This is a genomic window from Pseudonocardia sp. DR1-2, from assembly GCF_023717215.1.
Lineage (GTDB): Bacteria > Actinomycetota > Actinomycetes > Mycobacteriales > Pseudonocardiaceae > Pseudonocardia > Pseudonocardia alni.
Genome location: NZ_JAMQOF010000002.1, coordinates 779,247 through 801,413, shown reverse-complemented (window position 1 = coordinate 801,413; position 22,167 = coordinate 779,247). Strand labels below are relative to the sequence as shown.

Genomic DNA, 22,167 nt, shown 5'->3' with positions numbered 1-22,167 from the left:
GTCGACGTGCTCAGTGTCCTGCCTCCGGGTCGTGTCCGCGTCGCTGCTCGCCGGCGCCGGGATCGTTCGCACCACCCGGCGCGCCGTTGCCGTGCGCGCCGTTGCCGTTGCCGCCGTCGCCCGGTCCGGGACCGGACCAGGGACCGCCCTGGGCGGGGCCCTGCGGCCCGCCCTGCTGCGGCGGCTGCGCCCAGTTCGGCGGCGGCCAGCTCTGCCCCTGCGGGGTCGTCGCGGGCCGCCAGTCCGGCGGGGCGCCGTAGTTCGGGGCGACGGCGGGCGGCGGGGGCTGTCCCGGTCCGCCGTAGGACCCGGCCCGGCCGTGGCCGTGGGCCGGCGCGCCGTGCCCGTTGCCGGGCGCGCCGTAGCCGTTCCCGTTCCCGTTGCCGCCGCCGTGGCCCTGGCCGCCGTCGCCGGGGCCGTAGCCGCCGTCGTTCGGGGCGTCCGGGCGGCTCGGGACCGAGCCGCCCGCCGGGAACGGGGAGGCGCCGGGGGTGCCGGGCGCGTCGCCGTAGCCGTTGGCGGAGCCCGAGCCGACCTCGGCCGGGGTCCGCTCGTCCTCCTCGGGCGGCAGGACCTCACCGCGCTCGTGCGCCAGCTCGCGCCGGGTCTTGATCGGCGGCTTCTCCGACGGCGTGCGCACGCCGAAGTCGTCGAACGCGGTGATCCGCGGCCGCTTCTCCACCGACCCGAAGATCCGCTCGAGGTCCTTGCGGTTCAGGGTCTCCTTGTCCAGGAGCTCCAGCACCAGGTCGTCGAGCACGTCGCGGTAGGTGTTGAGGATCTCCCACGCCTCGGTGTGCGCGGCCTCGATGAGCTTGCGCACCTCCTCGTCGATCTCGTGGGCGACCTCGAGCGAGTAGTCCGCCTGGTTGCCCATCGAGCGGCCGAGGAACGGGTCGCCCTGCTCGCGGCCGTAGCGCACGGCGCCGAGCTTGGCGCTCATGCCGTACTCGGTGACCATCGCGCGGGCGATCTTGGTGGCCTGGTCGATGTCGGAGGACGCGCCGGTCGTGGGCTCGTGGAAGACGAGTTCCTCGGCCGAACGGCCACCCATCGCGAACACCAGCCGCGCGATCATCTCGGCGCGGGTCATCAGGCCCTTGTCGTCCTCCGGGACGACGAGCGCGTGCCCGCCGGTGCGCCCGCGCGGCAGGATCGTGAGCTTGTAGACCGGCTCCAGGTCCGGCATCGCCCACGCGGCCAGCGCGTGCCCGCCCTCGTGGTACGCGGTGATCTTCTTCTCGCGCTCGGAGACGATCTTCGACTTGCGCCGGGGGCCGCCGACGACGCGGTCGACCGACTCCTCCAGCGCGGCGCCGTTGATCAGCGTGCCGTGCTCGCGGGCGGTCAGCAGCGCGGCCTCGTTGATCACGTTGGCCAGGTCGGCACCGGACATGCCCACGGTGCGCTTGGCCAGCGACTCGAGGTCGACGTCGTCGGCGAAGGGCTTGCCCTTGGAGTGCACCTTCAGGATCGCGCGACGGCCCGCCAGGTCGGGGGCGCCGACCGGGATCTGCCGGTCGAACCGGCCCGGGCGCAGCAGCGCCGGGTCCAGGATGTCCGGCCGGTTCGTCGCGGCGATCAGGATGATGCCGCCGCGGGCGTCGAAGCCGTCCATCTCGACGAGCAGCTGGTTCAGGGTCTGCTCGCGCTCGTCGTGCCCGCCGCCGAGGCCGGCGCCGCGCTGGCGGCCGACCGCGTCGATCTCGTCGACGAAGATGATGCAGGGCGCGTTCTGCTTGGCCTGCTCGAACAGGTCGCGCACCCGGGAGGCACCGACACCGACGAACATCTCGACGAAGTCGGACCCGGAGATCGTGTAGAACGGCACGCCCGCCTCACCGGCGACCGCACGGGCCAGCAGCGTCTTGCCGGTGCCGGGCGGGCCGTAGAGCAGCACGCCCTTGGGGATCTTCGCGCCCAGGGCCTGGTAGCGGCCCGGGTTCTGCAGGAAGTCCTTGATCTCGTAGAGCTCCTCGACCGCCTCGTCGGCGCCCGCCACGTCCGCGAACGTGTTCTTCGGCATGTCCTTGTTCAGCTGCTTGGCCTTGGACTTGCCGAAGCTCATGACCCGGTTCCCGCCGCCCTGGGCGTTGTTCAGGAACCAGAACAGCAGGATCAGGACCAGCGCCAGCGGGATCATCGTGATCAGCAGCGTGGAGAGGAAGGAGTCCTGACGGACGACGGTGTCGTACTCGGCGATCCCGGGGACCTGGCGGACCTGGTCGAAGATCTGACCGGAGATCTGCGCCGGGTACTGGGTGAGGATCTGGGTCGTCTCGTTGCCGTTGACCTCGATCGGGCGGTCCAGCGTGAGGCGGAGCTGCTGCTCACGGTCCTCGACGAGGGCGTCCTTGACGTTCCCCGACTGCACCTGGGAGAGCGCGACCGACGTCGTGACCTCGGTGTATCCGCGGGTGTCGTCGAACAGCTGGCTGAACCCGAGATAGATCAGGAGTGCGACGAGGATCCAGATCAGCGGGTTGCGGAGCAGGCGCTTGCGGTCCATGCAACGTCGGCCTGGGTGGCCTTCACCTTCCCGGGAGTGGTTCTCGGCAGCGGCGGCGGACGGTGTACCGCCCCGCCGGAGGGCCCTGACCCGCCAGGATAGCCCCACGGTGGGTGGCGTGCTCCGGACGGACCTGGCCGGACCGCCCGGTGAGCGGGCGGCCGATCGGTGAACGAACCGGCGACCTGCCCGGTTCCCCCACAGGGGTGTCCCGACGCACACGTCGACACCGTGGTGTGGGACAACTGTGCAGCACGCTCGGTACCGGGACGGCGGCGGAGGGCAGCGGCGCCCTGCTCCGTCCGGTCCAGCGGCGATGGTCTGCGGGTCGGGAGGGACGATCGGATGGCGCTGCACACGGTGGCCGGACCCCGGCGGACGGTGTCGGTGCTCGCCGCCGGTCTCGCCGCCGCGGCGGCACTGGCGGTGTTCACCGTGCCGGTGGGGACGGCCGTCGCCGTGCCCGTGATCCCGCCGCCCGCGGCCGCCGCACCGACGCCGCCGGTCGTGACCGCGCCGCCGGCGACCACCGCCCGGGCCGAGGCGAGCGACCTCGTGCCGCACCCGGCCGTCGTCGCGGGGCCGGGGTCGATCGGTCCGGGGACCGTCACCGAGACCACCGGCGCGGGCCTGTGCACGGCCGGGTTCGTGTTCACCGCGGGCGAGCGCACCTTCCTCGGGCAGGCCGCGCACTGCGGCGGCACCGGCGACGAGACCGAGACCGACGGCTGCACCTCCGACGCGGTGCCGCTGGGCACCCCGGTGCTGGTGCACGGCCGCGACGGCACGGTCACCGGGACGCTGGCGTGGAGCTCGTGGAACACCATGCAGGCCCGCGGGGAACGCGACCCCGACGCCTGCGCCTACAACGACCTCGCGCTCGTCGAGCTGCCCGCGGGCGCCCGCCCCTCGGTGGGTGCCGCGGTGCCGTTCTTCGGCGGTCCCGGCGTGGTCCGCACCGCGCCGCTGCCCGCCGGCACCCCGGTCTACGGCCTGACCAACCCGCCCGGCGCCGGCGGCGTCCGCACGGTCGGGGTGCGCGCCGGTGCGGCCGCCGCCGAGGTCGGTGGCGGCTGGGGACACGCGGTGTTCGCCGTGCAGGACGGCGTCGCCGGGGAGTCGGGCAGCCCGCTGCTCGACGCACAGGGCCGCGCGATCGGCGTGCTGTCCAGCCTCACCACCACCGACGACCTGCCCAGCATCGAGTACACCGACCTGGCGAGGGCGTTGGACTACGCCGCCCGCACCGACGGTCCGGCCGGTCTGGCACTCGCCGGCGGACCCGCGTTCACCGCGGCCCCGGCCGGGGTGGACCCGCGCGCGCTCGCCACACCGGCCGGGCCCGGGCTCGGCTGAGCCGCGCTCAGGCGTAGACCGACGGGTCGAGCGTGCCGATGTAGGGCAGGTCGCGGTAGCGCTCGGCGTAGTCGAGGCCGTAGCCGACGACGAACTCGTTCGGGATGTCGAAGCCGACGTAACGGACCGGGACGTCGACCTTCACCGCGTCCGGCTTGCGGAGCAGCGTCACGACCTCCAGCGACGCGGGCGAGCGGGTCTGCAGGTTGCCCAGCAGCCAGTTCAGGGTCAGCCCCGAGTCGATGATGTCCTCGACGATCAGCACGTGCCGCCCGGCGATGTCGCGGTCGAGGTCCTTGAGGATCCGCACGACGCCCGACGACGAGGTCGACGAGCCGTAGGAGCTGACCGCCATGAACTCGAGCTGGGCCGGGATGGGCAGCGCGCGGGCGAAGTCGGTCATGAACATGACGGCGCCCTTGAGGACGCCGATCAGCACGAGGTCGGACTCGCGGCCGTCGCGCACGAGGCCGGTGTAGTCACCGGCGACCTGCTGCGCCAGCTCCGCGGTCTTCTCGCGCACCTGCTCCTCGGTGACCAGCACCGAGGAGATGTCCCCGTCGTACACCCGACCCCCTCGCACGGACCGTGTGACGGCCCGGTCGACACCTCCACCGGACCCGCGGTCACGCCCGGTCACGCGGCCGGCTGCGGCGGCGCAGCACGAGCCTGCCACGGGCGCGGGTCAGCACCAAGCCGCCGCCCAGCGCCGGTCCGCCCTGCCCGCGCCAGGCCCCGACGAGGTCGTCGGCGGCCCGCAGCTGCGCGTCGGTGAGGGCCCGCGCGCCCGCTCCGGCGAGCCATTCCCGCAGGACCCGGCGCCGTACGGCGGGCTCGGCACCGGCCAGGACCCCGGTGTCGAGCGCGGTGCCGACGGCCTCCCCGACCCCCGCCGCGGCCCCGGTCGGGTCGGTCGCGGCGGTACCCGGTGGTGAGCCGTTGTCGCCGGAATCACCCGGCCCGGGCTCCCCCGCCGGTGCATCCCGCTCACGGTCCGTGGCCACGCGGGCCGCGGACAGCAGCCGGGCCGCGGCGACGGAGAGGGCGGCGTCGTCGTCGTGGAGCTGGTCCGCGGTGCGGGCGAGCGCGGCCGCGACCCCGCCGCCCAGGACGTCCTCCAGCAGCGGCAGCACCTCGTGGCGCAGCCGGGAGCGGGCGAAGCGGGGGTCGGCGTTGTGCGGGTCGGCCCAGACCGCGACGCCGGCGGCCGCGCAGGCGGCGACGGTGTCGGCCCGGCGCACCCCGAGCAGCGGGCGCAGCCACGGCTCGGTCCACTCGCGCATCCCGGACAGCGACCGGGCCCCGGAGCCCCGGCCGAGGCCCAGCAGGACCGTCTCGGCCTGGTCGTCGAGGGTGTGCCCGAGCAGCACCGGCGACGACGGCGTCGGCCGCGCCGCCCGCAGCGCCGCGTACCGGGCGGTCCGGGCCGCGGCCTCGGGGCCGCCCGCGGCGCCGACGACGACCGGGTGCACCGTCGCCGTCACCCCGAGCCCGCGCAGCAGCGTGGCGAGTTCCGCCGAGCGCTCCGTGGACCCGTCCTGCAGCCCGTGGTCGACGACGGCGGCGTGCACCGGCCCCTCGACCGTCTCCCGGACGGCGAGCACCAGCGCGGTGGAGTCGGCCCCGCCGGAGCAGGCGACCAGCGGCGGGGCGGCGGCCGCGCCGGCGGGCAACCGGTCCAGTGCGGCCCGCACGGCGCGCCGGACCCGGCCCGCCGCGGCGGGCCCGTGACCCGTCAGGCGACGCGGCGCAGCCACGCGGCGGGATCGTCCAGCTCGGCGCGGGTCGGCAGCGTCTCCGGCGACTCCCAGACCCGGTTGATCCCGGCCATCCCGGCCTCGCGCTCGACGGCCCGGCAGAACGCGGCGCCGACGGCGTACTGGCGCATCTTCGCCTCGACCCCGAGGAGCGCGCGCAGGATCCGGTCGATCAGCCCGCCGCCGCGGCGGCGCTCGGTGAACCGGCGCCGGATGAGCGCGACGTCGGGGACCACGTCCGGCCCGACGGCGTCCATGACGTGGTCGGCGTGCCCCTCCAGCAGGGTCGACAGGGCCAGCAGCCGGTCGAGCACAGCCCGCTGCTCGGGGCCCTGCAGCAGCTCGACGAGCGCGAGCACGTCGGCCTTGCGGCCGTCCTCGCCGCGCAGCGCGCGGATCGCGTCGGGCAGCCGGGCGAGCCGCGCGGTGTCCGGTTCCTGCAGCGACAGCAGCTCGGTGACCAGCCCGGAGAAGTGGTCGCGCAGCCACGGCACCGCGGTGAACTGGAGCCGGTGGGTGGCCTCGTGCAGGCAGACCCAGAGGCCGAACTGGTCGCCGTCGACGTCGAGCGAGCGCGAGGCGGCGTAGACGTTCGGGGCGACGACGATGAGCCGCCCCGCCCCGCCGGGCCCGCCGAACGGGTCGTACTGGCCGAGCACGCGGGCACCCATGTAGGCGAGCAGCGCGCCGAGCTGCATCCCCGAGCCGGTCGCGGTGACCGTGCGCAGCGGCCACGGCGAGTCGGGCAGCCGGGCGCCGGAGGTCAGCGCCTCCATCCCCCCGACGGCGGCACGCGCCCAGGCGGGCCGGTCCAGCACGTCGGCGGGCAGCAGCGGCAGGTCCGCCCCGAGGCCGGTGACCTCGCGGACGTGTCCCTCGGCGCGGGCGGAGTCGGTGCGCAGGCGCTCCACCAGCGCGCCCGCCACCGCGGGGGTGGTGCGGGGCCCGGCGGGCATCAGCGATGCCGCCGTCGACGCGGCCAGGGACCAGTTCACCGGCAGCCCGGCGCCGGTGATGTCGGGCCGGGGGCGGCCGGTGACCGGGCCGGTCGTGTCGGTCTCCATGCGTCCCACGCTACCCGCGACGACGGGTGCGCGAGACCGGGTCAGCCGCGGCAGCCGCAGCGCGACAGCGTCGCCGCGATGCGGTCCAGCGCGGGCCGGGCGTCGGCGGGCGAGGTGCCGTTGGACAGCAGCGCGAACACCAGCAGCCTGCCGTCGACGTCGGTGACGACCCCGGCGAGGCTGGAGGCGCCGGACAGCGTGCCGGTCTTGGCGCGCACGACACCGCGCCCGGCGACCGACCGCGGGTCGCCGAACCGGTCGGCGAGCGTCCCGCCACCGCCGGCGACCGGGAGCCCGGTGAGGATCGGGCGCAGGAACTGCACGTCGGTCGGGCTGTCGGACTGGGCGGCGGCCGAGGACAGCACCGCGCCGAGCAGCCGGGCCGGGATCAGGTTGTCCCGGGACAGGCCGCTGCCGTCGGCGAGCTGCAGCCCGGACACGTCGTAGCCGGCCTGGACCAGCGCCTCGGTGACGGCCTTCGAGGCGCCGTCGAACGAGGCCTCGCCGTCCTTGGACACCGCGACCTGGCGGGCCATCGCCTCGGCCGTGACGTTGTCCGAGGCGGTGAGCATGTACTCGATCAGGCTCGCGATCGGCGGGGAGGACACGCTGCCCAGCACCGGCGCGTTCGCGGCGGCGACGCCCTCGCGGACGTCGGAGGCGCCGAGCGCGCGGGCCAGCGCCTTCCCGGCGGCCGCGGCGGGGTCGGTGCTGCGCGGGCCGTCCTGCTGCAGCGGGTCGGTGCGCCCGCCGTCGAGCATCAGCGCCGACATCGGGGCGACGTAGCCGTCCGCGACGTCGGTGGGCCCCCAGCCCGGGGACTCGGCCGGGCCCTTCCAGAGGCTCGCGTCGGTGTAGACCGTCGTGATCGGGCGGCCGACGGCCTTCTTCACCTGCTCGGCGAGGTCGGCGATCCGCGCGGGCTCCGGGTAGAGCCCGTCCTGCCCGTCGGGCAGCGCGGTCAGCGACGGGTCGCCGGACCCGACGAGGACGACCGAGTCCGGGGACGGACCGGGCACGACCCGGGTCGCGAGCCGGTCGGTCGGGTTCAGCGACAGCAGCGCGGCCGCGGCGGTGAGCAGCTTCGTCGTGGAGCCGGGGACCATGCCGCGGTCGCCGTCGCGCTCCCAGATCGGCTTCACCCCGCGCGGGGCCGCGGAGTCCATGACGACCCCGGTGACCTCGCCGAGCTCGGGCGCGTCGAGCTGGGAGGACAGGGCCTGGGTGATCCCGGCGGCACTCGGCACCGGCGCCGTCGGTGTGAGCGGGCGCAGCGCGGGCATCGGGACCGGCGGGTACTGGGTGGCGGTGGTGCCGAGCCCGAACGAGCTGCGGGCGTCCGGCCCGGCCAGGGCGACGGCGCCGAACAGCGAGGCCAGTGCCATCACCGCGACCGCGACCACGGCGAACCGCCGGTAGCTGCGCTCCGGCCGGCGATGCCTGCGTCCCACGGACCCTCCTGTACCTGCTCGTCCGGCGGCCGACCTGCCCGCACGGTGGTGCGACGCGGGCCACATCGGCCCGCTCCGCCCTCACCGGCGTGCACCCGTGCCCACCCGGTCCCTCACACTAGGGGGCAGCACCGACACCGCCGGAGCGGGCGGGCCAGCGGCCCCGCCCCGGATCCGGTGGAGCCGTGACACAAGACCGCTGACCCTCTTCAAGGAGCAACGAACCGTGGACTTCGACGTCACCATCGAAATCCCCAAGGGCGGCCGGAACAAGTACGAGGTCGATCACGAGACCGGACGTATCCGGCTCGACCGCACCCTGTTCACCGCCACCCAGTACCCCGCCGACTACGGGTTCATCGACGACACCCTGGGCGAGGACGGGGACCCGCTGGACGCCCTGGTCCTGGTGCAGGAGCCGACCTTCCCCGGGTGCGTCATCCGCTCCCGCGCGATCGGCATGTTCCGGATGAAGGACGAGAAGGGCGGCGACGACAAGGTCCTCTGCGTCCCCTCGGACGACCCCCGCCAGGAGCACCTGCGCGACATCCACCACCTGGCCGAGTTCGACCGGGCGGAGATCCAGCACTTCTTCGAGATCTACAAGACCCTCGAGCCGGGCAAGAGCGTCGAGGGCGCGTCCTGGGTCGGCCGGGCCGACGCCGAGCGCGAGATCAAGGCGTCCTACGAGCGCGCGAAGAACGCCGGGCACTGACCGCTCGCCGGGGCGGCCGTGCACGGCCGCCCCGGGTACGGGTCACACCTTCTCGAACACCGCGGCGAGCCCCTGGCCGCCGCCGATGCACATCGTCTCCAGCCCGTAGCGGGCGTCGCGACGCACCATCTCCCGGGTGAGCGTGGCCAGGATGCGGCCGCCGGTGGCGCCGACCGGGTGCCCCATCGAGATCCCCGAGCCGTGCACGTTGGTGCGCTCGAAGTCGGCGTCGGTGAACTTCCACTCCCGCGTGCAGGCCAGGACCTGCGCCGCGAACGCCTCGTTCAGCTCGATCAGGTCGATGTCGGCCAGGGTGAGCCCGGCCGCGTCCAGCGCCTTGGCCGTCGCCGGGACCGGGCCGATGCCCATCGTCTTGGGCGGGACCCCGCCCAGGCCCCAGGACACGACCTTCGCCAGCGGGCGCAGTCCGAGCTCGGCGGCCTTCTCCGGGCTGGTCACCACGCAGATCGCGGCGCCGTCGTTCTGGCCCGACGCGTTGCCCGCGGTCACGGTGGCGTCCGGGTCGTCCTTGCCCAGGATCGGGCGCAGCGTCGCCAGCTTCTCGACCGTCGAGTCGGGGCGGACGTGCTCGTCGCGCTCGACGACGGTGTCGCCCTTCCGGCCGGGCACGGTCACCGGGACGATCTCGTCGGCGAACACCCCGGACTCCTGCGCGGCCGCCGCCCGGTGGTGCGAGCGGACGGCGTACTCGTCCTGCTCGGCGCGCGGGATCGCGTAGTCGCGGCGCAGGTTCTCCGCGGTCTCCAGCATGCCGCCCGGCACCGGGAAGTTCTTCCCGCCGGCGGTGACGCGGCCGCGGGCCAGCGAGTCGTTCAGCATCACGCCGGGGCCGCCCTTGACCCCCCAGCGCATCCCGGTGGAGTAGAACGACGCGCCCGACATCGACTCGGCGCCGCCCGCCAGCACGACCTCCGCCGCGCCCGTCCGGACCTGGCCGGCCGCGTAGAGCACGGCCTGCAGGCCCGAGCCGCAGCGGCGGTCGATCTGAATGCCGCCCGCGGTCACCGGCAGGCCGGCGTCGAGCGCGGCGACCCGGCCGATCGCCGGAGCGTCCATCGTCGGGTAGCAGTGGCCCAGCACCACGTCCTCGACGACGTCGGGGTCCAGCCCGGTGCGCTCCATCAGGGCGCGGATCACGGTCGCGGCGAGGGTGTGGGCCGGGACGTCGCGCAGCGACCCCCCGAACCCGCCGACCGGGGTCCGCAGCGGCTCGCAGATCACCGCATCACGCATGGGTTCTCTCCTCCTAGACGAACTGCCGGGTCAGCCATTCGGCGACCAGGGCGGGCTTCTCGGATCCCTCGACCTCGACGGTCACGCCGATGGTGAGCTGGACGCCGCCGGGGACGTCGCTGACGTCGGTCAGCTCGACCCGGGCGCGGATCCGGCTGCCCACCGGCAGCGGGCTGGTGAACCGGACCTTGTTGAGGCCGTAGTTCACGCCCATCTTGACCCCGTCCACCTTGTAGACGGACTGGACCAGCTTGGGCAGCAGCGACAGCGACAGGAAGCCGTGGGCGATCGTGGCGCCGAACGGTCCGGACGCGGCCCGCTCGGCGTCGACGTGGATCCACTGGTGGTCGTCGGTGGCGTCGGCGAAACCGTCGATCCGCTCCTGCGTGACGGTCAGCCAGGGCGAGGTCCCGATCTCGGTCCCCTTGGCCGCCCGCAGCTCGTCCACTCCGTCGAAGACGCGCATCTGTCACTCCGTTCGTGGTGCGTGATGGGTGATCCGTTTCCAGCCTTCCCTACCGCACCGCGGGCCGCCGGGGGGTGCGACGTCGTCGAACACACACGCCCCGCACCGCACGACCGGTGCGGCTTGGTTATGGTCACCCCGTCAGGAGCCGCCTTGAGCAGATGGGCACAGCTTCGACGTGGAAGGCCTACGCCCCATGACCCCGACCGCCCCCGACCGCCGATGACCACCACCACCCCGCGTCCCGACCCGGACGGCCTCGTCCACCGGGCCGTGCCGTACCGGGATCCCGAGCACCAGGCCGCCGCCCTCACCGCACCGGTGACCGAGGCACTGGACTCGGGCCGCCGCGCGCTCGTGGTCGTCGACCCGCGGTGTGCCGCGGTGCTGCGCCGCTCCCTCGGCCACGACGCCGGGGTGGAGTTCCGCACGCCGGACCGGATGCACTCGGCCCCGCCGTTCACGGTCGCGGGGCGCTGGAGCCGCGCGGTGCGCGAAGCGCTGGCCGACGGCGCGTCCGGGGTGTGCACGGTCGGCCAGCCGGTCGAGCTGCCCGGCGCGGACGCCGCCTACTGGACCCGCCTCGACCTCGCCCTCTCGCACGCCCTGCGCGCGCTGCCCGTCGAGCTGCTGTGCTGCTTCCCCGACGTCGAGGCCGACCGCGCGCACGCCGGGGCCCTGCACGACGAGTTCCTCGTGGACGGCGCCCCGGTCCCGAGCGGCTGCCGGCGCGACGACCACGAGCTGCTGGCCGAGAACCCGCAGTGCCCGCCGGACGAGCTGGGGCCGGCGATCGTGACGCTGCCGGTGACCCTGGACGACCTCGGGTCGATGCGGCGCGTCGTCGAGCGGCAGGCCGAGCTGTCCGGGCTGGGGCCCAGCCGGATCTCCGACCTCGTGCTGGCGGTCAACGAGCTGATCAGCAACGGCGTCGAGCACGGGTCGGGTCACCCGGTCCTGCGGATGTGGCGCACCGAGGCGGGGCTGGTCTCGGAGATGAGCGACGCCGCGACGTGCCGGCTCGCGTTCCCCGGGCTCGCCGCGCCACCGGTCGCCGGGAACCGCGGCCGGGGGATGTGGCTGGCCTCGGAGCTGTCGGACGTGCTGCAGGTGTGGACCGCGGAGGACGACCCCGGTCAGGTGACGGGCACGGTCGTGCGCGTCACGATGTCGCCCCCGTGAATCCCGGTACGGTCCCGGGGTGACCCGGCACGACCGCGCCGACCCGGTGACCCGCTTCCTGCGGATGGTGACCGGGCCCGAACCGCCGCTCGACGAGGCCGCACTGGCGATCGCCGCCGGCGCCGCCCCGGACCCGGAGGTCGCGGCGGTGTCCACCGCACGGGCCCGCGCCACGCTCGACGAGCTCGCCGACGGTGTCACCGGCTTCGAGTCGCTGCTGCACCGGCTGTTCACCGAGGCCGGGTTCCGCGGCAACTCCGCCGACTACGCCGACCCGCGCAACTCCTTCCTGCCCGACGTCCTCGAACGCCGCACCGGCATCCCGATCACCCTGTCGGTCGTCGCGATCGAGGTGGGCCGCCGGGCCGGGGTGCCGCTGGAGGGCGTCGGCATGCCCGGGCACTTCCTGGTGCGGGTGCCCGGCACCCAGCGCCTCGTCGACGCCTTCGACGGCGGCAGGCGGCTCGACCCGGCGGGCTGCGAGGAGCTCTTCCGCGCGACGACGGGCGCCGGCCCGGAGGTGCCCTTCGACCCGGGCATGCTGCCGCGGACCTCGACCCGCCAGATCCTCGCCCGGATGCTGGAGAACCTGCGTGCGACCTACGGCCGCTCCCGCGACCACGACGGCCTGGAGTGGGTGCTCCGGATGCGGCTGGGCCTGCGCCACCAGGGCCCGGAGCTCATCCGCGAGCTCGGCGAGGTGCTCGCCGCGCAGGCCCGCTGGGACGAGGCGGCCCGGCTGATGGAGTCCTGGGTGGACGGTCCGGGGCGCGGATCGCGCTCGGGCGCCGATGTGCTGGACCAGGTGCGCACCGAGGCGATGAAGCACCGGGCCCACCTCAACTAGGACGCCGGTCAGGTGTGCGGGGCCCGGGTCGGTGCGCCGGAGTCCTCGCCGAAGCGCCACGGCTGCCCGGTCGACTCCAGCACGGCCATCCACAGGTCGCCGTGCGGGTCGACCTGGTTGCGACGGCTGACGGCCAGGCTCATCGGGATGTGCACGAACCGGCGCCGCACCCGTCCGACCACCATCGCGGTGCGCCCGGACATGGCGGCGTGCACCGCGGCCTGGGACAGCCGGACGGTGTAGACGCTGTCGTAGGGGTTCGCAGGGACGCTGCGGATGATGTAGCTCGGGTCGACGTAGCGGACGGTGGTCTCCATCCCGGCGTCGGCGAAGGAGTCGGCGATGCGCTCCTTGAGCCAGGGGCCGACGTCGGAGAGCTTCGCGTTGCCGGAGGCGTCGGTGCGCCCGACCGGCGGCAGCATCTCCTGCCCCGCCCCCTCCGCGACGACGACGACCGCGTGCCCGCGCTGGGACACCCGTCGTCGCAGGTGGTTCAGCAGACCGGTCTCGCCGTCCAGCTCGAAGGGCACCTCGGGGATCAGGACGGCGTCGGCGTCGGACCGCACGAGCGAGGCGTAGCAGGCGATGAAGCCGGAGTGCCGGCCCATCAGCTTGACCAGGCCGACGCCGCCGGGGGTGGACTTGGCCTCCACCGTGACCGACCGGATGGCCTCGCTGGCCTGGGAGAACGCCGTCTGGAAGCCGAAGGACTGGTCGATGAACGGGATGTCGTTGTCGATCGTCTTCGGGATCCCGACGACGGCGATCCGCAGCCCCCGCTCCCCCACCACCCTGGCGATCTCCATCGCGCCGCGCATGGTGCCGTCGCCGCCGATCACGAACAGCACGTTGAGGTGCATCTGCTCGAGGCAGTCGACGATCTCCTCGGGGTCCTGCGGACCGCGCGAGGTGCCGAGGAAGGTGCCGCCGTCGACCGGGATGTCGCGCACCGACTCCGGGCTCAGCTCGACGACGTCGTGGCCGTAGGAGGAGACGAAGCCGCGGTAGCCGTTGCGGAACCCGACGACCCGGCGCACGCCGTAGTGGTAGGTCAGGGTGCGGACCAGGCCGGAGATGACGTCGTTGAGCCCCGGGCACAGTCCGCCGCAGGTGACGATCCCGGCGCGGGTCTTCGACGGGTCGAAGTAGATCTGCCGGCGCGGCCCGCACGGCTCCAGGCCCGGCAGCTCCTCCGGTTCGACGCCGCGGGCGCGGATCCCGGCGGCGGTGTCGTCGAGCAGGACCCGGTCACCGGCGTCGACGTAGTGCTCGGTGGTGCGGCGGGCGTCGAGCAGCGGCGCCAGCGGCGAGGTGATGCGGGCCGGGCCGAGCGTGTCGATGGCCAGGTCCCCGGGCGTGATGCTGCTGTACTCCGAGGTGGTCACGCGCACACTCCGTCTGGATCGATTCGCCCGGGGGCCGGGCGATCATCGTGACGCACACCGGGCGAATCGTCGATCCGACCCCCCGGAGACGACGCCGCGGGACCACCCGCGGGTGCGCCGGGTCCCGCCGATCGGACCATCGTCGTCGCCGGTGCGTCACCGGCCGGCCGGCGGACCGCCCCGCGTCCCCGCGGTGTGCATCGCCGGGCGTCACCGATTTCGCCCACCCTGTCGCACACGCGCTGTGAACGAAACGAGCACCCGGGGTGAACACCGCAGGTCGCGTAGGGCAATATTCGTCCATGCGGAGCATCGACCCCCGTCACACCTGGTCCACCGGATTCGCCCGCACCATCGCCGAGGAGTTGCGCCACGGCGTCGCGACCGGCGCGGTCACCTGGAGCGAGGCCGACGAGCTGCTCAACCGTCTGCGTACGGTGATCGACCAGGCGCTGGACGTGCATCCGCAGCCGCTGTGACCGCGTCCTCGACGGGGACGCCGCGGTAGGCCCGTCCGACCCACACCAGGGGTCGGCCGCGACGGCGCAGCCCGAGCAGCTCGACGACCTCGGCCGCGATCAGCAGCGACGCGCCGACCTCGGTGACCGACAGGACCCGGCAGCGCAGCGCGGTGCCCACGTCGACCAGCCACGGCTCCCCGGTCGGCAGGGCCATCCACCGGACACCGGCTCCGAACCGTTCCGCGCCCGGGACCGCGAACGCCGTTGCGAGACCGGTGTCGGTGTCGTCGAGCAGGTGCACGACGACCGTCCCGCCCCCGGCGAGCGCACCGGCCAGCCGCGAGTCACGGGCGGTCGAGAACGACACCGCGGGCGGGTCCACCCCGACCGAGGCGACCGACGACGCCGTCATCCCGACCGGCCCGTCGGGCCCGGTCGCGGTGAGCACGGCGACCCCGGCGGGGTGCCCGCGGAACGCCGTCCGCAGGCCCCCGGCCGGATCGGCGACCGTCACGCCCGCGCCCGGGCGAACCGCTCGGCGGCGTCGGCCCAGTTGACGACGTTCCACCAGGCCTTGACGTAGTCGGGCTTGACGTTCTTGTACTGCAGGTAGAAGGCGTGCTCCCACATGTCGAGCATGACGATGGGGGTCTGGCCGGCGGGGAGCTGGGACTGCTGGTCGTAGAGCTGGTGGATGAGCAGGCGGTCGCCGAGCCGGTCGTGGCCGAGGACGGCCCAGCCGGAGCCCTGGATGGTGGTGGCGGCGGCGGTGAAGTGGGCCCGGAACGCGTCGAAGGACCCGAAGTCCTTCTCGATCGCGGCGGCCAGGTCGCCGGTGGGCTTGTCGCCGCCGTCGGGGGAGAGGTTGTTCCAGAAGGCGGAGTGGTTGACGTGGCCGCCGAGGTTGAAGGCGAGGGTCTTCTCCAGGCCGACGATCGCGCCGAAGTCGTCGCGGTCGCGGGCGTCGGCGAGCTTGTCGAGGGTGGTGTTGAGGCCCTGGACGTAGGTGTTGTGGTGCTGGGAGTGGTGCAGCTCCATGATCTCGGGCGCGATGTGCGGGGCGAGCGCGGAGTAGTCGTAGGGCAGATCCGGAAGCGTGTACTCGGCCATGCCCGCAGCCTGATAGCTGAACCGGACTTCAGGTCAAGTGTGACGGCGGCCGCACGGCCGACCTCAGTGGTCGTCGCGCCCGGTGAGCGCGTGCTCCAGCTCGTCGGCGAGGTGGACGACCTGGCGGAACGGGAACTCGAACCCGTCCAGCGCGGCCGGCCCGAGCGGGATCGAGTGCCGGAACACCACGACGCCCTCCTCCGCGGCCAGCCCACCGACCACCGACGGCCCCGCGAGCTCCAGGGCGCGGCCGAGGTCGACCTCGCCGAGCCGCGCGACCGGGGACTCGATCTGCACCCACTCCTGGTCCGGGTCGGCGACCGCGGCCGCCGCGTCGGTGACCTCGACGCCGGGGCGGCCCGCACCCTCCCGCACCCGCTTCACGACGACGAGCTGGTCCCGGTCCTCGGTCGTCGGCAGCCGGAACCGCAGCTCGTCCGCACCCTGGCGGACGATCTCGTACCGGACCACGACGTAGGCCTTCAGGTCCTCCCAGGTCGCCACGCCCGTCTCCCCCTCGATCGTCCGACGGGGCCCACCGGACCCCGTCACCGACCCTAGCGTGGTCCGGACCCCGCGCGGCCGGGCCTCGCCTCCCGGTGCGCCCGCCTCCCGCGAGGCAACGTCCCGGGCCGTCCGCGCCCGGACCGGAGTCGCCGAGATGCAGCTCAGCGGGCGCCGGAGATCCACAATTCCCGCTGAGCTGCATCTCGGCGCAGCGGGCCGCCGGGCGGGACGGGTCAGGACGGGGCGCGGAGGGGGCGGCGCCCTACCCCGTCAGACCGGTGGTGATCAGCTGGTCCACCGGGGCGCGGTCGTCGGTCAGGACCGGGGTCCCCGCGGTGAACGCGGCGGTGCGGGCCGGGTCGAGGACCGTGCCGGCCGGCTCGGAACGGGCGACGGCGGCACCGAGGGCGGCCGGGTCGAGCGGCCGGTCCGAGGCGACGACCACGACGTTCCCGCCCCCGCCGGGGGCGAACTCGTCGGGGAGGGCGAGGAGCATCGTCGTCGCGAACCGGGACTCGACGGTCGCGGTGGCGGCCTTCACCAGGTCGAGCGGGTACCGGTCGATCACGTTGAGGACGTAGAGCCCGCCCGGGCGCAGCACCCGCGCCACCTCGTCGAGGAACTCCGCGGTGGACAGGTGCCAGGGTACCGAGCGGGCACCGAAGGCGTCGCCGACGACCAGGTCGGCGGAGTCGTCGGGCAGCGCGGCGAGGTTCACCCGGGCGTCGCCGGTGCGCACGGTGGTGCCGGGGATCCCGCCCGCGTCCAGGGAGCGGACGCCGAGGTCGATCACGCCCTGGTCCAGCTCCAGCACGGTCGAGGTGCTGCCGGGGCGGGTCGCGGCGAGCCAGCGCGGCATGGTCAGCGCGCCGCCACCGACGTGCACCGCGTCGACCGGGCGCCCCTGCCCGAACGCGGTGTCGACGGCCGCGGCGAACCGCGTGGTGTAGGCGAACTCCAGGTGCGCGGGGTCGCCGAGGCGGACGTAGGAGTGGCGCAGGTCGTCGAGCACCAGATAACGACCGGCCGGGTCCGCGGGGTCGGTCCGGACGGCGGCGCAGTAGTAGGTGGTGTCGGCGTCGCAACGCCCCGGCAGCGCGACGAGCGCGACGGCCAGCAGCAGTGCCGCGGCACCACCCTTCGCGATGTCCGAGCGCCGGCGCCGGGGCGCCAGGACGAGCCCGAGCACGAGGCAGGCGGCCGCGGTGACCAGCAGGATCGCGCTCACCGGCAGCAGCGCGACCAGCACGAACCCGGTGAGGAAGGTCCCGGCGAGCGACCCGAGGGTGCCTGCCGCGGACAGCCCGCCGACGACCTCGCCGGAGCGGTCCAGCCCGGTCAGCCGGGCCTTGGTGACGGCCGGGGTGACCGCGGCGAGCGCCGTCACCGAGACCAGGGTGGACGCGGCGACGAGCACCACGGCGGCGTACGGCCCGGCCCCGAGCAGCGGCCCGAGCAGCCGGACCACCGGCCGCACGGCCAGCGTGCCCAGCCCGCCGACGACCATCATCAGCGCGGCGACCGCCACCGGGTCGCGCTCGTCGGCCCACCGCCCACCCAGCGAGGCGCCCGCCGCGATCCCGGCGAGGGCCACCCCGATCACGGCGGTGGTCGACTCGAGCGTCAGTCCGACGTAGGGCGCGACGAGCCGGGTCGCGAGGGTCTCGACGACGAGGATCGCCGCCCCCGAGACGACGACGGCGGTCCGGGCCATGGCGAGGCGCACCCCGCCATGGTGCCCTCCGGGGTCAGGCCCGGTTCAGCCGGAGCACGAGCTTGCCGGTGTTCTCGCCGCGGAAGAGCTTGAGGAAGACCTCCGGGAAGTCCGCGACGGTGCCGTCGACGACGTCCTCACGGCTGCGCAGGCGGCCCTCGGCGAGCCAGCCGGCGAGCTCCGTGCCCGCCTCGCCCCAGCGGGGGAGGTAGTCGCCGACCAGGAAACCCTCCATGCGGGCCCGGTTGACCAGCAGGTTCATGTAGTTCTTCGGGCCGGTCATGCCGCCCTCGGCGTTGTACTGGCTGATCGCACCGCAGATGACGACGCGGGCGTGCATCGCGAGCCTGCCGAGCACGGCGTCGAGGATGTCCCCGCCGACGTTGTCGAAGTACACGTCCACGCCCTCGGGGGCGAGCTCCTTCAGGCGCTGCGACACGTTCTCGGACCGGTAGTCGATCGCGGCGTCGAACCCGAGCTCGCCGGTGATCCACGCGCACTTCTCGGGGCCGCCCGCGATGCCGACGACCCGGGCGCCCCTGACCTTCGCGAGCTGCCCGACCACCGACCCGACGGCCCCGGCCGCACCGGAGACGACGACCGTGTCGCCCTCCTTCAGCGCACCGACGTCGAACAGCCCGAAGTAGGCGGTCATGCCGGTCATGCCGAGCAGCGCGAGGTAGCGCTCCGGCGGCACGTCCGCGGTCGGGGAGACCTTCTGCAGGCCGCGGCCGTCGCTCTCCACGTACTCCTGCACGCCGAGCACACCGGTGACGGTGTCGCCGACGGCGAAGTCCGTGTTCCTGGAGGCGACGACCTCACCGAGGCCGAGCGCGCGCATCACCTCGCCGATCCCGACCGGGGGCGCGTACGAACGCCCCTCGTTCATCCAGCCGCGCATCGCCGGGTCCAGCGAGATGTGGCTGACCCGGACGACGATGCGGCCCTCGCCGGGCTCGGGCACCGGCTCGGTGGTGTGCTCCCACACCTCCGGGCCGGGGGTGCCCTGCGGGCGTGCGGCGAGCCGTACCTGGTGGTTGACCTCGTTGCTCATGACACCGGTCTACCCCCGTCACGCGCGCGGCACCGCATCACGGTCGTCACGCGCGTGACGGGAATGTCGTTCGGGGACCGAACGGATCGTCGCTACAGGCCCAGGTGCCGCGCGATCAGCATCTTCTGCACCTCGGAGGTGCCCTCGCCGACCTCGAGGATCTTGGCGTCGCGGTAGAACCGCCCGACCGGGTACTCGTTCATGAAGCCGTAGCCGCCGAAGATCTGGGTGGCGTCGCGCGCGTTGTCCATCGCGGCGTTCGACGAGACGAGCTTGGCGATCGCCGCCTCCTTCTTGAACGGCTCCCCCGCGACGAGCAGCCGCGCGGCGTGCTGCCAGGCCAGCCGCGCGGTGTGCGCGCGGGCCTCCATGTCGGCGATCTTGAACTGGATCGCCTGGTAGCTGCCGATGGTGTTCCCGAACGCCTCACGCTCACCGGCGTAGCGGACGGACTCGTCGACGCAGCCCTGGGCCAGCCCGGTCGCCAGCGCCGCGATCGCGACCCGGCCCTCGTCCAGGATGGACAGGAACTGGGCGTAGCCGCGGCCGCGCTCGCCGAGCAGGTTCGCCTCGGGGACGCGGACGTCGTCGAAGAAGAGCTCGCGGGTGTCGGAGCAGTTCCAGCCGACCTTGGAGTACTTCTCGCTCACCGTGAACCCGGGCGTGCCCGCCGGGACGAGGATCGCCGAGATCTCCTTGCGACCGTCGGGCTTCTCGCCCGTCACGGCGGTGACGGTGACGACCGAGGTGATGTCGGTGCCGGAGTTGGTGATGAAGCACTTCGACCCGTTGATCACCCACTCGTCGCCGTCGAGCCGGGCGGTGGTGCGGGTGGCGCCGGCGTCGGAGCCACCGCCGGGCTCGGTGAGGCCGAACGCGCCGAGCGTGCGGCCCGCGGCCAGGTCGGGCAGCCAGCGCGCCTTCTGCTCGTCGGTGCCGAAGCGCAGGATCGGCATGGCACCCAGCCCGACGCCGGCCTCCACGGTGATCGCGACCGAGGAGTCGACCCGGGCGAGCTCCTCCAGGGCCAGGCAGAGGGCGTGGTAGTCGCCGCCCATGCCGCCGTAGGACTCGGGGACGGGCAGGCCGAACAACCCCATCTCGCCCATCTTGGCGGTGATGTCGTAGGGGAACTCCTCGCGGATGTAGAGGTCGCCGATGACGGGCGCGACCTCCTTGCGCGCGAACTCCTCGACCGAGGCGCGCAGCGCCTCGTACTCCTCGGCGGTGGTGACGTCCTGGGCGGTGGTCATGCCTGCTCCTCCTGCGTGGCGGGCTCGACCACGAGCAGCACCGCGTCCTTCGCGACGGTGGCTCCGGCCCGGGCCCTCAGCTCGCGCACCGTCCCGTCGACGGGGGCGGTGAGCACGTGTTCCATCTTCATGGCCTCGACGACGACCAGCTTCTGACCTGCGACGACGGCGTCCCCGTCGGCGACCTCGACGACCGTCACCGTCCCCGGCATCGGCGAGACGACCGGCCCGCCCGCACCGCCGGCGGCCGCGGCGGCCTCCGTCGGCGCCTGCTCGCGCACGCCCCAGGCCTGCCCGTCACGGCCGATCCAGACGACCCCGTCGGCACCCTCGGCGACGGCGAACCGGCGGGTGCGGCCGTCCTGGGTGTGCTCCACGACCCCCGGCGCGACGGCGGCGGTGCGGCACCGGACGACGGCCGCGGCGGGTGTCGCCGACGCCGGGACGGCGGTGTCCCCCGCGTCCCCGTCCGCCGCTCCACCGGCGGCGGGCAGCGCCAGGTCGAACCCGGCCGCCCGGCCGCGGGCCCGAACCTCCACGGCGCCGTCGGCGCCACCGGTGACCAGGCGGCTCACCGCCCAGGCGGGCTCGCCGACCCGCCAGCCACCGGGGACGTCGAAGGGGTCCACCACGGGCCCGGCCGGCTCCCGGCGCAGCAGCCCGAGACCCGCGACCGCACCGAGGACGTCGGCGGGCACCGCGTCGTCGACGAGCGCGGCACCGCGCCGGGCGATCAGCCCGGTGTCGAGATCACCGGCGCGGACGTCGTCGTCGGCGAGCAGGGCCCGGAGGAACCCGATGTTGGAGTCGAGCCCGAGCAGCACCGTGTCGCGCAGCGCGGCGTCGAGCCGGCGCAGCGCCTCGTCGCGGGTCGCGCCGTGGGCGATGACCTTGGCCAGCATCGGGTCGTAGTCGGACCCGACGACGGTGCCGGTCTCGATCCCGGCGTCGACCCGCACTCCGGGCGGCGGCGTCCAGTCCAGCACCGGCCCGCCGGAGGGGAGGAAGGTGAGCGCGTCGCCGGACACCGCGGTGGCCTCGGCGTACACGCGGGCCTCCATCGCGTGCCCGGTGAGCACCACGTCGTCCTGGGTGAGCGGCAGCGGCTCCCCCGCGGCGACGCGCAGCTGCAGCTCGACCAGGTCCAGGCCGGTGACCTCCTCGGTGACCGGGTGCTCGACCTGCAGGCGGGTGTTCATCTCGAGGAAGAAGAACTCGTCGGGACGGTCCGAGCTCACGATGAACTCGACGGTCCCGGCGCCGGTGTAACCGACGCTGCGGGCGGCCTCGCAGGCGGCACGGCCCATCTCGTCGCGCTGCGCGGGGGTGAGCAGAGCCGACGGCGCCTCCTCGATGATCTTCTGGTGGCGGCGCTGCAACGAGCACTCGCGCTCGCCGAGGTGCACGACGGCGCCGTGCGCGTCGGCCATCACCTGGATCTCGATGTGCCGCGGCGTGGTGACCAGCCGCTCGACGAGCAGGGTGTCGTCGCCGAAGGAGCCGCGGGCCTCGCGGCGCGCACCGGCGATCGCGTCGGCCAGCTGCTCCGGGGAGTGCACCTCGCGCATGCCCTTGCCCCCGCCGCCCGCGGACGGCTTGAGCAGCACCGGGTAGCCGATGTCGGCGACGACGGAGGCCAGGTCGTCGTCGGTGAGGCCGGAGCCGTCGGAGCCGGGCACGACCGGGACCCCGGCCTTGGCGACGGTCTGCTTGGCGCGGATCTTGTCGCCCATCGCCTCGATCGCCGACGACGGCGGCCCGACGAAGGCGATCCCCGCCTGTTCGCAGGCGGCGGCGAACGCGGTGTTCTCGGACAGGAAGCCGTAGCCGGGGTGGATCGCCTGCGCACCGGTCGCCCGGGCGGCGGCGATCACGTTCTCCACCGACAGGTAGGACTCGCCGGCGGCCGCCGGGCCGATCCGGACGGCCTCGTCGGCGGCGCGGACGTGCGGGGCCGCGGCGTCGGCGTCGGAGTACACGGCGACCGACCGGACGCCCAGCGAGCGCAGGGTGCGGATGACGCGGACCGCGATCTCGCCGCGGTTCGCGACCAGGACGGTGTCGAACAGTGCCGATCCCATG

At 74.4% G+C, this 22,167-nt stretch carries 20 protein-coding genes; 5 read left to right on the top strand and 15 right to left on the bottom strand.

The window, feature by feature from the left end:
- Window positions 1–10 precede the first annotated feature (10 nt).
- Entirely contained in the window at window positions 11–2,509 is a 2,499-nt protein-coding gene (ftsH, locus tag ND486_RS08685) for an ATP-dependent zinc metalloprotease FtsH (protein ID WP_251783581.1), read from the bottom strand.
- 345 nt (window positions 2,510–2,854) lie between these two features.
- On the opposite strand from ftsH, the gene ND486_RS08680 reads away from it, so the two are divergent.
- Complete coding sequence (locus ND486_RS08680) at window positions 2,855–3,865, top strand: S1 family peptidase (protein WP_251783579.1); 1,011 nt, start codon at window positions 2,855–2,857, stop codon at window positions 3,863–3,865.
- 7 nt (window positions 3,866–3,872) lie between these two features.
- On the opposite strand, the gene hpt is transcribed toward ND486_RS08680, so the two are convergent.
- From hpt to dacB, 4 genes are all read right to left on the bottom strand, one after another.
- Window positions 3,873–4,433, bottom strand: a complete 561-nt coding sequence (gene hpt, locus ND486_RS08675) for a hypoxanthine phosphoribosyltransferase (protein WP_062398476.1) — start codon at window positions 4,431–4,433, stop codon at window positions 3,873–3,875.
- A gap of 58 nt (window positions 4,434–4,491) precedes the next feature.
- Window positions 4,492–5,604 carry a tRNA lysidine(34) synthetase TilS gene (gene tilS / locus ND486_RS08670; RefSeq protein WP_251783726.1) on the bottom strand — a complete coding sequence of 371 codons (1,113 nt, stop codon included), beginning with the start codon at window positions 5,602–5,604 and terminating at the stop codon, window positions 4,492–4,494.
- Window positions 5,601–6,578, bottom strand: a complete 978-nt coding sequence (locus ND486_RS08665) for a zinc-dependent metalloprotease (RefSeq protein ID WP_251783724.1) — start codon at window positions 6,576–6,578, stop codon at window positions 5,601–5,603. The genes tilS and ND486_RS08665 overlap by 4 nt, the downstream gene beginning before the upstream one ends.
- A gap of 149 nt (window positions 6,579–6,727) precedes the next feature.
- Entirely contained in the window at window positions 6,728–8,137 is a 1,410-nt protein-coding gene (gene dacB / locus ND486_RS08660; RefSeq protein ID WP_062398478.1) for a D-alanyl-D-alanine carboxypeptidase/D-alanyl-D-alanine-endopeptidase, read from the bottom strand.
- 226 nt (window positions 8,138–8,363) lie between these two features.
- Between dacB and ND486_RS08655 the strand changes: the two genes are divergently transcribed.
- Window positions 8,364–8,852, top strand: a complete 489-nt coding sequence (locus ND486_RS08655; protein ID WP_073576771.1) for an inorganic diphosphatase — start codon at window positions 8,364–8,366, stop codon at window positions 8,850–8,852.
- Between the two features lie 42 nt (window positions 8,853–8,894).
- Here ND486_RS08655 and ND486_RS08650 read toward each other — a convergent pair whose 3' ends face one another.
- Entirely contained in the window at window positions 8,895–10,106 is a 1,212-nt protein-coding gene (locus ND486_RS08650) for an acetyl-CoA C-acetyltransferase (RefSeq protein ID WP_251783577.1), read from the bottom strand.
- A gap of 13 nt (window positions 10,107–10,119) precedes the next feature.
- A complete protein-coding gene (locus tag ND486_RS08645; protein WP_251783575.1) occupies window positions 10,120–10,572 on the bottom strand; it encodes a MaoC family dehydratase in 453 nt (150 codons plus the stop codon).
- A gap of 222 nt (window positions 10,573–10,794) precedes the next feature.
- On the opposite strand from ND486_RS08645, the gene ND486_RS08640 reads away from it, so the two are divergent.
- Together ND486_RS08640 and ND486_RS08635 are read left to right on the top strand one after the other, a co-directional pair.
- Entirely contained in the window at window positions 10,795–11,754 is a 960-nt protein-coding gene (locus ND486_RS08640) for an ATP-binding protein (RefSeq protein ID WP_251783573.1), read from the top strand.
- Window positions 11,755–11,773: 19 nt separating this feature from the next.
- Window positions 11,774–12,601, top strand: a complete 828-nt coding sequence (locus ND486_RS08635) for a transglutaminase-like domain-containing protein (RefSeq protein WP_224401229.1) — start codon at window positions 11,774–11,776, stop codon at window positions 12,599–12,601.
- Between the two features lie 8 nt (window positions 12,602–12,609).
- Here the strand turns inward: ND486_RS08635 and ND486_RS08630 are convergent, their stop codons facing one another.
- Complete coding sequence (locus tag ND486_RS08630; protein ID WP_224401228.1) at window positions 12,610–13,986, bottom strand: ATP-dependent 6-phosphofructokinase; 1,377 nt, start codon at window positions 13,984–13,986, stop codon at window positions 12,610–12,612.
- A 302-nt stretch (window positions 13,987–14,288) separates the two neighbouring features.
- Between ND486_RS08630 and ND486_RS08625 the strand changes: the two genes are divergently transcribed.
- Window positions 14,289–14,465: a hypothetical protein gene (locus ND486_RS08625; RefSeq protein WP_168172146.1), complete on the top strand. Its 177-nt coding sequence runs from the start codon at window positions 14,289–14,291 to the stop codon at window positions 14,463–14,465.
- Here the strand turns inward: ND486_RS08625 and ND486_RS08620 are convergent.
- The 7 genes from ND486_RS08620 to ND486_RS08590 all read right to left on the bottom strand — a co-directional run bounded on the left by ND486_RS08620 (window position 14,407) and on the right by ND486_RS08590 (window position 22,166).
- The gene (locus ND486_RS08620; RefSeq protein ID WP_251783571.1) at window positions 14,407–14,961 is read right to left on the bottom strand and encodes a flavin reductase family protein; all 555 of its coding nucleotides are present in this window, start codon (window positions 14,959–14,961) and stop codon (window positions 14,407–14,409) included. The genes ND486_RS08625 and ND486_RS08620 overlap by 59 nt on opposite strands.
- Window positions 14,958–15,557, bottom strand: coding sequence for a superoxide dismutase (locus tag ND486_RS08615; protein WP_251783569.1), 600 nt, complete (start codon window positions 15,555–15,557; stop codon window positions 14,958–14,960). The genes ND486_RS08620 and ND486_RS08615 overlap by 4 nt, the downstream gene beginning before the upstream one ends.
- Before the next feature lie 63 nt (window positions 15,558–15,620).
- A complete protein-coding gene (locus ND486_RS08610; RefSeq protein ID WP_020627019.1) occupies window positions 15,621–16,061 on the bottom strand; it encodes a hypothetical protein in 441 nt (146 codons plus the stop codon).
- Between the two features lie 265 nt (window positions 16,062–16,326).
- Window positions 16,327–17,790 carry a fused MFS/spermidine synthase gene (locus ND486_RS08605; RefSeq protein ID WP_251783561.1) on the bottom strand — a complete coding sequence of 488 codons (1,464 nt, stop codon included), beginning with the start codon at window positions 17,788–17,790 and terminating at the stop codon, window positions 16,327–16,329.
- Between the two features lie 22 nt (window positions 17,791–17,812).
- A complete protein-coding gene (locus ND486_RS08600) occupies window positions 17,813–18,832 on the bottom strand; it encodes an NADP-dependent oxidoreductase (protein WP_251783559.1) in 1,020 nt (339 codons plus the stop codon).
- Window positions 18,833–18,924: 92 nt separating this feature from the next.
- Complete coding sequence (locus ND486_RS08595; RefSeq protein ID WP_208821621.1) at window positions 18,925–20,085, bottom strand: acyl-CoA dehydrogenase family protein; 1,161 nt, start codon at window positions 20,083–20,085, stop codon at window positions 18,925–18,927.
- A complete protein-coding gene (locus ND486_RS08590; protein WP_251783557.1) occupies window positions 20,082–22,166 on the bottom strand; it encodes a biotin carboxylase N-terminal domain-containing protein in 2,085 nt (694 codons plus the stop codon). Before ND486_RS08590 ends, ND486_RS08595 begins: the two co-directional genes overlap by 4 nt.
- Window position 22,167 lies beyond the last annotated feature (1 nt).

Bases quoted from the DNA above. Each gene is read 5' to 3' on its own strand.
- ND486_RS08600 (WP_251783559.1), bottom strand. From the start codon at position 18,832: ATGAGCAACGAGGTCAACCACCAGGTACGGCTCGCCGCACGCCCGCAG.
- ND486_RS08595 (WP_208821621.1), bottom strand. From the start codon at position 20,085: ATGACCACCGCCCAGGACGTCACCACCGCCGAGGAGTACGAGGCGCTG.
- ND486_RS08625 (WP_168172146.1), top strand. From the start codon at position 14,289: ATGCGGAGCATCGACCCCCGTCACACCTGGTCCACCGGATTCGCCCGC.
- ND486_RS08590 (WP_251783557.1), bottom strand. From the start codon at position 22,166: ATGGGATCGGCACTGTTCGACACCGTCCTGGTCGCGAACCGCGGCGAG.
- ND486_RS08645 (WP_251783575.1), bottom strand. From the start codon at position 10,572: ATGCGCGTCTTCGACGGAGTGGACGAGCTGCGGGCGGCCAAGGGGACC.
- ftsH (WP_251783581.1), bottom strand. From the start codon at position 2,509: ATGGACCGCAAGCGCCTGCTCCGCAACCCGCTGATCTGGATCCTCGTC.
- ND486_RS08615 (WP_251783569.1), bottom strand. From the start codon at position 15,557: ATGGCCGAGTACACGCTTCCGGATCTGCCCTACGACTACTCCGCGCTC.
- ND486_RS08650 (WP_251783577.1), bottom strand. From the start codon at position 10,106: ATGCGTGATGCGGTGATCTGCGAGCCGCTGCGGACCCCGGTCGGCGGG.
- ND486_RS08680 (WP_251783579.1), top strand. From the start codon at position 2,855: ATGGCGCTGCACACGGTGGCCGGACCCCGGCGGACGGTGTCGGTGCTC.
- ND486_RS08640 (WP_251783573.1), top strand. From the start codon at position 10,795: ATGACCACCACCACCCCGCGTCCCGACCCGGACGGCCTCGTCCACCGG.
- ND486_RS08665 (WP_251783724.1), bottom strand. From the start codon at position 6,578: ATGCCCGCCGGGCCCCGCACCACCCCCGCGGTGGCGGGCGCGCTGGTG.